Raw genomic sequence first — 13,852 nt, forward strand, 5'->3', positions numbered from 1 at the left:
GAATCGTCACAGCTTTTCGATCATTTATCAAAATGCAAAGCTTCTTGTAAAATCTTGATTGGTTCTTTTCCGGAAATCGAATAGACCACGGTTCCTTCTTGCCACATAATATTATGGTCATCTTCATTGAGATTGAAAATAATGCTACCGAATTGATGTGGTATCGGCAATGTCAGTTTATTCAATAAAGCAACGGTTTTTCGTGCAAGTGCCAGATTTGCTTCTGCATCGATCGTAGAAGAATGGACGGAGATAGCCCATCTGCCTTCATTCCAGGACAAATATTTTTGACCTGCACCGGCATCCGAATAACCTTGGATACCAGAACCTAGATTAACAGGATTGCTCCCGGTATTGCTGTAATTTTCAAAATTGATAGCCGCCTGCGCTTTATCAATGGAAGCGTAAGTTTTTTTCAGTACAACGCTGTTTTTTAGCGCAGCTTTAGGATCATTCAATTTCTTATTATTGATTGGAATCGGCTGAGCACTCTCAAAGAATGTGACCGTATAATTGTTGAAATCGCCGCTAGTCTTTGCAGTAAGATGATTGCCTTCTTTTAAAAGCGGTACTACTTGTGGCAGTGAGATGGCAGCATCCACTTGACCTTTTACTGCTTCGATAACTTGTGATTCTGTTAAGGGCTTGTCATCTTGAGCAGGAGCTTTCGTATCTTCCTTGACTTTTGGTTCAGCCTTCTCTTTGTCGCCTGTCGCGCGAGCTGGCTGAGATTTCTCCTTGTCTTTTTTACTAGTTGTTTGCTTATCCTGTTTTTCTTGTTTGCTACTCGATGAATCAGATGTAGCGGGGGTATCATTTTTTTGAGAACAACTAGCAAGGAGTACAATGGAAATGATGAAAATCAAGAAAAATAGTGATTTTTTCAAAGTAATCCCTCCTAGGGGGTAGATATTTATGATGAAAATAACGCATAGAAAACGATATTTTATTTTTAAGAAAGCAAAAAGCTTACAAGAATGATGATACCATATATTACAATATTTTTACATAAAAAACAAAAATATTTCTATTTTCTTTGAAATTAGGAATAGTGGGCATAAAAAATCACCCTACCCATATATTAGGAGGGTGACCATGAAAGTTAAAGTGTAACTTTACGCGCTAGGCATAAAATCCCGGCAATGATTCCTAAAACACCAGGAACGATCCATAAAAATTGCAGTAAGAAAAATCCTGCGACACTAAGAATTAAAATGATGATACCGAACATTTTTGCATTCTTCTTGATCTGAAAAGAAAGTACAAATAAGATGATTGCAACGATCAAAGCAATAACAGCTAAAATCATCAGCTTACTACCGATAGAATCGAATTGTTGGATATCACTGCTAGACATTTCCAAACTGCTTTGCATGTCAGTTGAATTACCGATCATTTTAGAAGCACTTGCTCCGATCATGCCAGTAATAGCAGCAATGATACCTGTGATTCCTCCAATAAGTGTTAAAATAAACTCTGGTTTGCGTGGATTCATTTCATTTCCTCCTTTTTTCCCTTTTTTGAGTATAGCATAAAAAACATGTAGCAAATGTGGAGATTTTGTGAACAATTTCGTGGAATAACACCGGAAAACGAGGTTTTTATTTAGTTTTGTTACAAAATGTGTGGTCCTGCACAAATAAAGTCGTCAAATTGCTTTCGTTTCGTAACCTTGCCGCAATATTTAAATGGTAAGATTAAAAAATCTTATACGAAACGTAAAATAAAAAAAGGCAGGTAACGATATTGAATTTTAAAAAAGGTCTAGTTGGGTTATTATGTATAGTCGTGTTGGGATTAGCATTAGTAGTTCCTCACTCCGTAAATGTAGATGCGAAACCGAAGAAAGCAAAAACGATCACTGTCAATGCTAGTGCTTATTCCTACAAACAAAAAGGAATGGGTCACATTACTTCAAAAGGTATCAACTTAAAAAAACATCCACGTGTAATTGCCGTAGATCCTAAAGTTATTCGTCTTGGAAGCAAAGTTTATATCCCAGGTTATGGCTATGCTGTGGCTGGTGATACTGGCGGCGCGATCAAAGGAAAGAAAATCGATGTCCACATGAAGACCGTAGCGAAAGCGAAAAAATGGGGACGTAAAAAAGTAAAAATAAAAGTATACAAATAATAGATTAACGAACCAAATAAACGGGTAAAGTTTACTAACTCATTTATTTTGTAGTTGACAGTCACGCGTTTTGTGGCTGTCTTTTTTTATGGAAAATGAAAAAAGAAGCCATCACAACACTCGGCTTCTTTTTTCGATTTATTAAGCTTCTGTTAGTTCTTTTTCCAAGCGTAGGCGCTGTACTTTCATGGTCGCTGTGCGCGGAATCTCTTCAGATCTCATCAAGATCGGCTGATTCAGGTGCGGTAAGTCAGATATTTTCTCAAACCACGCGTCCCAATTCATTTCCATTCCTTCTCGGGTAGCAAGGATCGGCTGCGGGCTTCCCTCTTTTCCGCGAATGATCACGACTTCTTCTAGAAAATCCAGTTCATCAAGCAGTTTGTCCTCGATCGCAAGTGTACTTTCAATGTTTTCTACCAAATCGACTTGACGGTCTTGCAAGTACAAAATACCAAAGCGGTCTTTCATACCATAATCGCCGCTATCCCACCATTTGCCGTACACATTTTCTTGGAAGCGGGCGTCTTCTTTGAAATAAGTAAGTGCGCGTCCTTTAGAAAGCAATTGGATATTGCCACTTGTACCGGCTGGGACAACATTTCCATCAGTATCGACGATTCGTGCTTTTGTCAGATTTGGCATGCCTAGACCCATTGCGCGTGCATTCGTCTTCCTTAGCGAACGTTTGGTATGCGGGCGAATGATCATCGGACCGCATTCGCTTTGTCCATAAATTTGCAGAAAGACGGGATGTTTATAAGAAGAACAGTGTAGAAAAGCGGACATTGTTTCTTTATTGATCGCATCAAAAGTAGAGTGATAATATTTCAAGCTGGCAAATACTTCTGGTTTGCGTTTTGCCAAAGAGGCCCATTGTACAAAATGATTTGGGTGTGTTTCCAACGCTTTCGGCTTATATTTCAATAAGGTCTGTTCCACATTATCTAAAGAAGGATTTGCGATCGCAAGGAGCGGAAAGCCTTTTATCATGAGCGAAGATATGCCAATGTTGTAGCGGGAATGGACGGGTGAAATGTGGAAAGCGACTAAGCCTTTTTTATCGATCCAGCTAAGCACATTTTTTTGCAATTTTGTGCGCCAGCCCATCGAATTAGCCGAGTGAGCAATCAATTTGGGAACACCAGTCGTGCCAGATGTATGCGTCATATAAGAAATCATATCTTTCGGAAGGAAAACTTGTTGGCATGGCTTTTGGCTGGTGACTTCCAGAAGCTCGGACAATGCGATCAATTTGTCAGCAGAAAGATTTTTCAGCTCGCTACATTTAGTAGCAGTGTGGGAATCACTGATCAACCATGGATCGTCTAACCGGCCAACTAAGATATCCATTGTTTCGGCGGGGAAATGAGGAGAAATCATGATCGGTACTGCGCCGAGATAAGAAACAGCAACTGCTAAGAGATAGGTATCGAATTTAGCCGATTTGAAAATAACGACTTTTTCTTCTTTTTGAACACCCATTTCGTTCAATTGTCTAGCACGGCGGATGACCGCTTGTTTACAATCCAAGTAGTTCGTTTCTAGCTGCAGCTCTGGGAAGGCGGGTAAAACTTCATCAAAATACATGGGGCTTTGCGGAAAGCGTTCTGCCGCTTCTGCAAAATTACTGAAAAGATTAAGGGGTTTATATTTATGGAACATTTTCATTTCTCCTCTGTTCGTTTATGAACTAATTATAGCATTTACAGCGGTATTGTCTAGAAGATGTTAATAAGTTCACAAGTGAATTTGAAAAAAAGTTACTTCTATTATATTTAGGAGTAACTTAAGATGGGCCGATAAGAAAATAATTAAAAACTATGAACCAGTATGATTCCGACAATAATAAATAAGATCCCAATGATCCGTTTATTATCGATCTGCTGCTTCGGAATCGAAAACATCCCAAAATGATCGATCAAAAGCGCCATGACCATTTGTCCGCAAAGCAGGATCATGATCGTAAGTGCAACGCCCAAATACGGCATCAGCACGATATTAGCTGTCACATAGGCTACACCGAGGAAGCCGCCGATAAACGCCCATAATGGAAGTTCTTCGCCTGTATCCTTACGTTTTGAAAAAGTAAAACGGCGGACGAAGATTGCTACGACAAGCGCTAAAATGATGACACCCACTACGAAAGAGATCAAGGAAGCTAGGAAAAAGGAATCGACAGCTGTGCGCAACTGACTGTTTACAGCAGTTTGGATCGGTGGCAATAACCCAGAACCAAACCCGGCAATCAACCACCATTTAGAAGAACCAGTTGTCTGGATTTTTCGTTTTGCCCGCGGCAGATAGTTCATCAACAGAATCCCAAAGAGCATCAGTATGACGCCTATCATCCTGCCAAGCGAGATCCCGTGAATGGGAGCATGAAAAAAACCGAACCAGTCGATCAGGATGCTCATCACCATTTGACCAGTCACAGTTGTAACAACAGTCATCGCAGCGCCAAGCCGCGGTAAAAGTAAAATATTTCCTGTTAAAAAGATAATTCCGCAGAGCCCTCCTAAAAACCAGATATAAGGAGGATAATGACCGGAGACTTGTGAAAAAGTCAGTTTCGCAGGATTGATGATTATGTTGATAATAAGTAGAAATAAAGCACCGACGGAAAAAGAGATAAAGGATGCCAATAGCGGAGAGCGGGTGAATTTGCCTAAGTGATTGTTTACGGATGTCTGAACAGGCAGCATCATTCCGACTAGCAAGCCGGCAATAAGTAAGAGTGCAATCATAAAATAATCGTCCTTTCAAAATAGATATCCTTCAAATGGTACAATAGAATGAACGGCTTGTCTAATTACTTGTCTGTAAAAAAGATCCCTATTGCATTTTTGGGCAAATTATGGAAATAATAGACTAATGACGCGGAAAGGAGAACAGAATGAAAAAAACAACAATTCTTTACCAAACAATCTCCGAAGCAATCAAAAAAGATATTTTAACAGGAAAATACCCAGTAGATTCCTTTATACCAACAGAAAACGAATTAGAAGCGATGTTCGAAGTCAGCAAGATCACGATCCGTAAAGCAATCGAATTATTAGTTTCGGAAGGCTATTTAGAAAAGCAGCGGGCGATCGGTACAAAAGTCATCAGCAACCGGCTTTTCAATAAACTTGCGAAGGCCCAATCGTTTTCTACGATCTTGACGGATGAAGGGCTGGAAGTCGATAAGAAAATTTTAACGATCCGCTCGCTGAAAAAACAAGAAATCGCGGATCTGGGCGTTGCTTTCCAAGGAAATGTCACAGAAGTGAAGCGGCTCTATTATTTGGACGGAGCACCATTCATCTACTATACCCATTACCTTGCCGATATTTATCATGGCATCAACGAATCCCAGCTTGATCAATTATCGCTCTATCAATTAATGAAGGAAAATGGTCAAACAGTCGCGCGTTTTGAAGATGAATTCGATGTCAAGCTGTTGACAGCAGCTGAACAAGAAATTCTGAAGACGGCAACATCGCATTTGCTAGAACGCCGCCGTTTTTCATATAATGAAGCGGGACAAATCATTGAATATTCGCTAGGCCTTTATAATACCGACCTTCACGCTTATCGCATTCACTATGAAGTTTAACGATAAGCTTTTTCTTTACATGATAACATTATAATGTTATCATGTACGAGAAAGAAGGGATGACGATGTATGATATTTTGATAAAAAATGGACGTACGCCTTCTCGAGAAACCATTGATATTGCCATTCAAGCAGATAAAATCGCTGAGATCGGCAGCAATCTGGAAGTAGAAGCGCAGCGTGTGATCGATCTACATGGCGATAGTTATGTGAGTGCAGGCTGGATCGATGATCATGTTCATTGCTATGAAGAAATGGATCTTTACTATGATTCGCCGGATGAACAAGGTTATAAAGCTGGCGTGACAACGATCATTGATGCGGGTTCTACGGGTGCAGAAAACATGGATCGTTTTCATCAGTTATTGAAAGATGTGAAAACGAATGTTTTTGCGATGATCAATATTTCTAAAACAGGGATCGTACGGCAGGATGAATTATCGGACATGCGCAATATCCAAGCTGAATTGGTGCGTGAGAAAGTTAAAGCGTTTCCAGCATTTATTGTTGGTTTGAAAGCACGGATGAGTAAGACCGTCGTTGGTGATAATGATATTTTGCCGTTAGAGGAAGCAAAGAAGATCCAGCAGCAAGTCGATTTGCCGCTTATGGTCCACATCGGTTCAAACCCGCCGACATTAGAAACCATCCTGGCAGAATTGGAACAAGGTGATATCGTGACACATTGCTTTAATGGCAAAGCCAACGGGATTTTCGACAAGGAAAATCACAGCATCAAAAATTTTGCAAAAGAAGCATACGAGAAAGGTATCATTTTCGATGTCGGTCATGGTACAGATAGTTTCAATTTTGATGTCGCCGAAGCAGCGAAAGCAGAACATATTACACCATATACGATCAGTACAGACTTATATCACCGCAATCGCGAAAGCGGGCCAGTATATGATATGGCGACGACATTGGAAAAATTATTAGCAGTCGGCTATTCGCTGGCAGAAATCATTCCTATGGTAACTTCCCATCCAGCAGCAAGTTTTAAACTGAAGGGGAAAGGGGAATTGAAAAAAGGCGCCGACGCTGACATTACGATTTTTAATGTGGGAAGCGGTTCCAAAGAACTCGTTGATTCCAACGGGAACACAAGAACGATCAACCAACTTATAAAACCAACAACAGCAATTATTGGGGGGGCCATTTATGACATCTAAAGAAGCAATCTATGATAAATATCAATTAAAAGAAGTAATCAATGCTTCTGGAAAAATGACGATTTTAGGCGTATCAAAAATTTCCGATCATGTAGCCGAACTACAGAAACTGGCAGGACAAAGCTTTTTTGAAATGAGCGATCTCGTCAAAAAAACAGGTGCTTATATTGCCGATTTAGTAGGAGCAGAAGACGCGATCGTTGTTTCCAGCGCCTCAGCAGGAATTGCTCAATCAGTCGCTGGAGTTATTGGCAAAGGTGATGCTTATCATACCTACCACCCTTACACCGAGCGGATCACACGCCGGGAGATCATTCTTCCAAAAGGGCATAATGTAGATTACGGCACAGCGGTAGAAGTAATGGTAGAACTTGGCGGCGGTAAAGTAACAGAAGCCGGCTATGCGAATATGTGTGCGCCGGATCACGTCGAAGCGATGATCACTGAACAAACGGCCGCACTGCTTTATATCAAAAGTCATCATACCGTTCAAAAAAGTATGCTTTCAGTCGAAGAAATGGCGCAGATCGCGAAAAAATACCAATTGCCGCTGATCGTTGATGCTGCAGCAGAAGAAGAGCTTGAAAAATATTACCGCTTAGGAGCAGATCTAGTCATCTATAGTGGTGCAAAAGCGATCGAAGGGCCGTCATCAGGACTTGTGATCGGCAAAAAGATCCCGGTTAGTTGGGTACGTGAACAAGGCAAGGGCATCGGCAGAGCGATGAAAATCGGCAAAGAAAATATCATCGGCTTCACGGCAGCAATCGAACAGTACTTAAAAGAAGGAACAGAGTCAGGCGAATCCATGCAGAAGCGTTTAGCGCCATTCGTGGAGGCTGTCAACCAATTGGAGGGCTTGTCAGCTGAAATCGTCCAGGACGGAGCAGGACGCGATATCTATCGTGCCGCCGTTACGACGGATGATCCAGCCGCAGCACGTCCGCTGATCGAGCAGTTGAAAAAAACGAGCCCAGCCGTCTATACAAGGGAATATCGTGCCAATAACGGCATTATCGAATTTGATATTCGGGCAGTAACCGATATAGAACTACAAAAAATCGCGGAAAGACTAAAAAATAGTATGGAAAGTGGGAATAAGTAATGCAAAAAACACCAAATTTTTTAAATGACCGAATTTGTTTGAATGTATTAGCAAACTCCGTAGAAAATGCGAAAGAATGCTATGAAGCTGCGGAAGGACATGTTGTGCTTGGCGTCCTTACGAAAAATTATGATACCGATGAAGCCGCGATCGAAGACATGAAAGAATATATCGCAGCGACCGATAATGCGCTTTCTGTTGGTCTCGGCGCTGGGGATCCGAATCAAAGTGAGATGGTGACACGCGTATCGGCAAAATTGCAGCCGCAGCATGTCAATCAAGTTTTTACTGGTGCAAGTGCATCCCGCGCCTTGCTTGGTCAAACGGAAACATTCGTCAATGCGCTCGTATCACCGACTGGTAAAGTGGGTATCGTAAACATCGCCACCGGACCGCTCAGCAGCCAAGCAGAACCCGCCGAAGTACCTGTCGAAACAGCGATCGCACTATTAAAAGATCTAGGTGCGAGTTCCATCAAATATTTCCCGATGAAAGGGCTGGCACACATCGAAGAGTTCAAAGCTGTAGCACGAGCATGCGCAGAAAACGATTTTGCATTAGAGCCTACAGGCGGAATCGATTTGGATAACTTTGAAGAAATCGTTCGCATTGCTTATGACGCTGGCGTGAAAAAAATCATTCCACATGTCTACAGCTCGATCATTGATTCGGAAACTGGCAATACGCGAGCAACCGATGTGGCAGAATTATACCGCATTTGCAAGGAAATCGTGAAGTAAGCTAGGAGTGAAAAAAGATGAAGATCTTATCTTATGGTGAGGCGAATATCCGCTATACACCACCCGGCAAACAATTATTGGAACAAACGAACCAATTGACTTACCAGATCACCGGCACAGGCGTCAACTTGCTGGCGAGTCTGGGCGCATTTGGGATTGACACGTATCTGCTTACCGCGCTTCCAGCCAATCGCATTGGGACAATGGCGCGGTCGCAGATCAATAAATATGGCATTTCCGATAAATTCATCCATTATAAAGGCGAATTTATTGGCAGCTATTTTGTCGAAATGGGATTTGGAGAACGGCCGAGCATGGTGACATATCAAAATCGTTCGGAAAGCGCCTTTTGCAAAGCAGAGACAGCCGATTATCCCATTGTAGAAGCCGTTCGTGCCGTTGATCTTGTCCACATATGCGGCATTACGGCTTTGCTGAATGAAGCGACTTACGAAACCGCTATTCGATTAGCAGCGGAAGCAAAAAAACAACATAAAAAAGTATATTTCGATTTCAATTACCGGCCGAGCCTTAACAAAGATAAAACAACGGCGGAAATCAAAGAACGGTATGAAGCGCTGCTCGCAAATAGCGACATTGTTTTCGGCGGGAAAAGAGATCTGTTTGAGCTTTTGGAGATGGAGCAAGGCGAAGTTGGCGCAGATAATTTCGAGGAAACGATCCAAGTTTTTAGAAAGCGTTATCAAATCGAAGCACTGATAGGAACAGAGCGAACGTATGAAGACGGGAAACATTACTTGCTAGGCTTTATAGCAGGCGAAGAACTGCAGAGAAGCACGCGCAAGGAAGTCAAAACATTAGACCGGATCGGAGCTGGGGATGCTTTTGCAGCCGGCATCATTTATGGCGATATTAAACAACTGGGGACAGCGGAAACGCTCAAGTTTGCTGTTGCGAATGCGATCTTGGCGCATACTACGGAAGGCGACGTACCTTTGATGTCGCTGGAAGCAGTCTATCGTTATTTGGAAGAAACACACCAAGAACTGATCCGCTAAGAACGGAGGAGAGAAGATGGATATCTATTTATTGATTATTACCGTGATAGCAATCGGGATTGTTATCTTAGGGGTTTCCTGGTGGAAATGGCACGCATATATCAGTTTATCAGTAGCAACCTTATTTTTAGCGATTTTTGCCGGCATGGATTGGGCAAAAATCACAACTTCCTTTGAAACTGGCGTTGGAGGTGTACTGGGACATCTTGTCGGGATCTTGGCATTAGGGACGATCCTTGGGAAAATGATGTCGACATCAGGTGCCGGTATGCAGATCGCGCACTTTTTTGTCAAAAAATTCGGGACGAAACGTCTGCCTTGGTCGATGTTCTTTTCCGGACTGATCATCGGGATACCGGTCTTTTTTGAAGTCGGATTAGTTATCTTGCTACCGATCGTTCTCTCGATCCAAAAAACTGTTAAAAAGAATATTTTGCTGTTGGGATTACCGGTATTAGCCGGACTATCGATCGTTCACGGCATTTTGCCGCCGCACCCCGGTGCCATGACAGCCATTGGTATTTATCACGCAGAAGTCGGACCGGTATTATTATATGCACTTTGTTTCGCTTTGCCAGCTGGGATCATTGCCGGGCCATTATTTGCGAAATATATCAGCAAACGGATAATACCAGAAAACGAACCAGAGTTGATCCGCCCGGATGTGCAGTTGAACCGAGATAAACTGCCTTCCGTGCCGATTTCTTTTTTGATCATCTTTTTACCGATCATTTTGATGCTACTATCGATGTTGGAAAACTTTATCAGCATGCCGAAAGTAGTCAATCAAGTCCTTTCCTTCATCGGAAGTCCGCTTGTTGCACTACTTATTTCCGTATTTGCGGCATACTTTTTCTTGGGACATCGACTAGGTGCATCAGGAAAATTGATCAAAGACCTGACAGAAGAGAGCATGAAGCCGCTCGCTTCGATCATCTTGATCATTGGTGCTGGCGGAGCATTTAAACAAGTGCTGACAGATGCAGGCGTAGCAGATGCGATCGCGAATCTAGCCGTGCATATGCACTTATCGCCAATCGTCATGAGCTTCGTCATTGCTGGATTGATCCGTGTGGCAACTGGATCAGCAACGGTAGCCTTGACTACAGCTGCAGGAATCGTGGCGCCGATCGTAGAGAATATGACAGGGGTCAACATGTCCTTGCTAGTTATCGCGACAGGAGCCGGATCGCTGATGCTTTCCCATGTCAATGACGGTGGTTTCTGGCTGGTGAAAGAGTACTTAGGATTATCTGTCAAAGAAACTTTCAAGACATGGACAGTACTAGAAACGTTGCTTTCATTTGTTGTCTTTATCATTGTGCTGATCGTGGACATCTTTGTATAGTAGCATGAAACCGAGTTGAAATTTAGTATTGACTTTGAAAGCGGCTATGATAAATAATATTGAAAACGTTTTCTTTCGGGTGTAACATTAAGTTAGCATAACCTAAGAAATGGAAAACTTCGTCATTAGCGAAGTTTGTCTATTTCTTAGGTTTTTTTGTTTATTGGCCACTAAACAAAACCAACATCAAGGAGGAGAAAAATGACTTACCAAGAATTAGCAAAAATAATTGTAGAAAAAGTGGGCGGAAAACAGAATATTATTAGTGTCGTACATTGTGCAACAAGGCTCCGGTTCAAATTGAAAGACGAGACCTTAGCTGCCACGGAAGAATTGAAAAACCGTGAGGATGTCGTCACGGTCATGCAAAGTGCAGGACAATATCAAGTAGTGATCGGCACTCATGTGGCGCAAGTCTATCCATTTGTTTTGGAAGCAAGCGGCTTGCAGGGGGAAGAAACAGCTGTAAAAAGCGACAAAAAAGAGAAACTCTTTGACAAATTGATCGATGTCATTTCCGGGATTTTCACGCCGGCATTAGGAGCACTGGCTGCGTCGGGGATGATAAAAGGATTGGCAGCATTGCTTGTTGCGGTCGGAGCCACGACCAATACATCCAGCCTATATACTCTTTTGTGGGCGATCGGCGATACCTTTTTTTACTTTTTCCCCGTTATCTTAGGCTATACGGCTAGTAAAAAATTCGGCTTTAGTCCATTGCTAGGGATCATCACAGGCGCTTCCCTCATCTATCCGAGTATTGTAGGCTTGGTCCAAAATGGGAAGCCGCTCTATGTGCTTTTCAAGCATACGATCTTTGAAACACCGATCCATATGGAAATTTTCGGTATTCCCGTCCTGCTGATGAATTATGCACAATCCGTTATTCCAATCATTGTAGCGGTCTATTTCGGTGCAAAAATCGAAAAATGGCTGCAAAGGGTGATTCATCCTATCGTTAGTGCCTTTTTAGTGCCTTTCTTCACATTACTGATCGTTATTCCGCTTACCTTTGCAGTGATTGGTCCAATCGCGACTTGGCTGGGTGATTTTGTCGGCATGGTCATCAAAGGAGCATACGACATCAATCCGATCATCCCCGGTTTGCTGATTGGCTGCTTCTGGCAAGTATTCGTGATGTTCGGGCTACATTGGGGCTTGATTCCGATCGCGTTGATAAATCTTAGCCAATTCGGTTACGATCCTGTCATTGCCCTTATGCTTGGAACTCCCTTTGCAACGATCGGCGCTGTACTAGGTGTCTTTCTCAAGACTAAAAATCAGAAACTGAAATCATTATGTGTACCTTGCTTTGCAACGGGGATCTTCGGTATTTCCGAACCCGCCATCTACGGAGTGACTTTGCCGAATAAGTGGCCATTCATTTTTACATTTGTGGTGCCGGTGTAAGTGGCGGTATTATGGGGGCGCTTGGATCAAAAGCATATCTGCAAGGTGGTATGGGGATCTTTGCATTACCCAATTATATCAATAACGGCGTTATGGATAGCGGGATGCTTGGTGCTGTGATCGGTATCGTAGTTGCGTTTCTGGTTGCATTAGCGCTGACTTTATTATTCTGGAAAGATAAGCCGAATGCTGCTTGAGCAATGAAAGGATGAGACTATGAAGCAAATCTCTGTGATGATAAAGCCAGCTTCTTCGCTTTGTAATTTACGCTGCAAATACTGTTTTTATGCGGATGTCGTGAATTCTAGGGAAGTAAGATCGTTTGGGAAAATGAAACCGGAAGTGATGAAAACCATGCTCGATCAGATTTTTATCGATCTGGATGAAAACGATCATTTACGTATTGTTTTCCAGGGCGGGGAGCCGACCCTTGCCGGTCTGGACTATTTTGAACGATTTGTTGCCTATGCAGCGGCGAAGGATAAAAAGGTAACGATACATTATGCCATTCAGACCAATGGCTCGATCATTACAGAGAAATGGTGCGAATTTTTCCGCCGGCATCATTTCCTTGTAGGGTTATCGATCGATATGGACAAAGAATTTCATGACTTGAATCGCGTCGATGCCAAGCAGCAAGGTACGTATAAACGTGTGATCCGCACCAAAGCACTGCTGGATAAATATAAAGTCGACTATAATATTCTAACGGTTTTAACCAATCAAACAGCTAGACATCCTAAAAAAGTATTTGAATTTCTGCGAAAAAATCAAATCCGCTACGTCCAGTTCATTCCATGCTTAGATGACTTGGAAGCGGAGGAAAGATCTGCTTTTGCGCTCACTCCTGAGTACTTTGCTTCTTTTTATACACAGCTGTTCCGCTATTGGCTACGGGAGTATCAGCAAGGGCATTATATCAGCATCAAATTGTTTGATGATGTCGGGAATCTATATGGAAAAGGATTGATAGGAGCATGTGGAATGCTGGGAAATTGTAATATCCAATATGTCATTGAAGCGGATGGAAGCGTGTATCCCTGCGACTTTTATGCGACGGATGCTTACTGCTTAGGAAATATCCAAGAACACACTTTGCGTGAATTATTTGCTGGGCGGACAGCCGCTTGTTTTCTGCAAACAGCTAAACAACAAAGCGATTATTGTCGGAACTGCGAATTTCAAGCATCCTGCAATGGTGGCTGTAAGCGGATGAAGCAGGTAATGTATGTGAACGAATGCGACACATTTTGTGGGTATCAAGCATTTTTGCGCGAATGTGCCGAAACGTTAAAGCAATTAGCAAGAAAAGAAGAAAGGAGTCGATGAG

Annotated in this window: 14 protein-coding genes; 10 read left to right on the plus strand and 4 right to left on the minus strand. The window is 42.4% G+C overall.

Annotated features, from left to right (window positions below; translation table 11 throughout):
* Positions 1-20: 20 nt before the first annotated feature.
* Both HMPREF0556_RS08545 and HMPREF0556_RS08550 read right to left on the minus strand, forming a co-directional pair.
* Entirely contained in the window at positions 21-887 is an 867-nt protein-coding gene (locus HMPREF0556_RS08545) for an LptM family lipoprotein (RefSeq protein ID WP_003757636.1), read from the minus strand.
* 215 nt (positions 888-1,102) lie between these two features.
* A complete protein-coding gene (locus HMPREF0556_RS08550) occupies positions 1,103-1,495 on the minus strand; it encodes a DUF4064 domain-containing protein (protein ID WP_036103244.1) in 393 nt (130 codons plus the stop codon).
* A 251-nt stretch (positions 1,496-1,746) separates the two neighbouring features.
* On the opposite strand from HMPREF0556_RS08550, the gene HMPREF0556_RS13585 reads away from it, so the two are divergent.
* Positions 1,747-2,133, plus strand: a complete 387-nt coding sequence (locus HMPREF0556_RS13585) for a 3D domain-containing protein (RefSeq protein ID WP_003757640.1) — start codon at positions 1,747-1,749, stop codon at positions 2,131-2,133.
* Between the two features lie 141 nt (positions 2,134-2,274).
* Here the strand turns inward: HMPREF0556_RS13585 and HMPREF0556_RS08560 are convergent, their stop codons facing one another.
* Positions 2,275-3,798, minus strand: coding sequence for an AMP-binding protein (locus tag HMPREF0556_RS08560; RefSeq protein WP_040486682.1), 1,524 nt, complete (start codon positions 3,796-3,798; stop codon positions 2,275-2,277).
* 149 nt (positions 3,799-3,947) lie between these two features.
* The gene (locus tag HMPREF0556_RS08565; protein WP_003757644.1) at positions 3,948-4,880 is read right to left on the minus strand and encodes a DMT family transporter; all 933 of its coding nucleotides are present in this window, start codon (positions 4,878-4,880) and stop codon (positions 3,948-3,950) included.
* Between the two features lie 149 nt (positions 4,881-5,029).
* On the opposite strand from HMPREF0556_RS08565, the gene HMPREF0556_RS13680 reads away from it, so the two are divergent.
* The 9 genes from HMPREF0556_RS13680 (at position 5,030) to HMPREF0556_RS08605 (ending at position 13,851) form a co-directional block, all read left to right on the plus strand.
* Entirely contained in the window at positions 5,030-5,731 is a 702-nt protein-coding gene (locus HMPREF0556_RS13680) for a GntR family transcriptional regulator (protein ID WP_003757646.1), read from the plus strand.
* Between the two features lie 65 nt (positions 5,732-5,796).
* On the plus strand, positions 5,797-6,900 hold the full coding sequence (locus HMPREF0556_RS08575) for an amidohydrolase/deacetylase family metallohydrolase (RefSeq protein WP_040486683.1): 1,104 nt from the start codon (positions 5,797-5,799) through the stop codon (positions 6,898-6,900).
* The gene (locus tag HMPREF0556_RS08580; protein WP_003757650.1) at positions 6,890-8,005 is read left to right on the plus strand and encodes a DgaE family pyridoxal phosphate-dependent ammonia lyase; all 1,116 of its coding nucleotides are present in this window, start codon (positions 6,890-6,892) and stop codon (positions 8,003-8,005) included. The genes HMPREF0556_RS08575 and HMPREF0556_RS08580 overlap by 11 nt, the downstream gene beginning before the upstream one ends.
* Positions 8,005-8,745 carry a 2-dehydro-3-deoxy-phosphogluconate aldolase gene (dagF, locus tag HMPREF0556_RS08585; protein ID WP_003757652.1) on the plus strand — a complete coding sequence of 247 codons (741 nt, stop codon included), beginning with the start codon at positions 8,005-8,007 and terminating at the stop codon, positions 8,743-8,745. The genes HMPREF0556_RS08580 and dagF overlap by 1 nt, the downstream gene beginning before the upstream one ends.
* 17 nt (positions 8,746-8,762) lie before the next feature.
* Positions 8,763-9,764 carry a sugar kinase gene (locus HMPREF0556_RS08590; protein WP_003757654.1) on the plus strand — a complete coding sequence of 334 codons (1,002 nt, stop codon included), beginning with the start codon at positions 8,763-8,765 and terminating at the stop codon, positions 9,762-9,764.
* 16 nt (positions 9,765-9,780) lie between these two features.
* Positions 9,781-11,112 (plus strand): GntP family permease, encoded by a 1,332-nt coding sequence (locus tag HMPREF0556_RS08595; RefSeq protein WP_003757656.1) that lies wholly within the window; start codon positions 9,781-9,783, stop codon positions 11,110-11,112.
* A 201-nt stretch (positions 11,113-11,313) separates the two neighbouring features.
* Complete coding sequence (locus HMPREF0556_RS08600) at positions 11,314-12,522, plus strand: PTS transporter subunit EIIC (protein ID WP_003757658.1); 1,209 nt, start codon at positions 11,314-11,316, stop codon at positions 12,520-12,522.
* Positions 12,523-12,533: 11 nt separating this feature from the next.
* The gene (locus HMPREF0556_RS13600; RefSeq protein ID WP_003757660.1) at positions 12,534-12,719 is read left to right on the plus strand and encodes a hypothetical protein; all 186 of its coding nucleotides are present in this window, start codon (positions 12,534-12,536) and stop codon (positions 12,717-12,719) included.
* A gap of 19 nt (positions 12,720-12,738) precedes the next feature.
* Positions 12,739-13,851 carry a radical SAM/SPASM domain-containing protein gene (locus HMPREF0556_RS08605; protein WP_003757662.1) on the plus strand — a complete coding sequence of 371 codons (1,113 nt, stop codon included), beginning with the start codon at positions 12,739-12,741 and terminating at the stop codon, positions 13,849-13,851.
* Position 13,852: the final 1 nt, after the last annotated feature.

It is taken from the genome of Listeria grayi DSM 20601 (assembly GCF_000148995.1).
GTDB lineage: Bacteria > Bacillota > Bacilli > Lactobacillales > Listeriaceae > Listeria > Listeria grayi.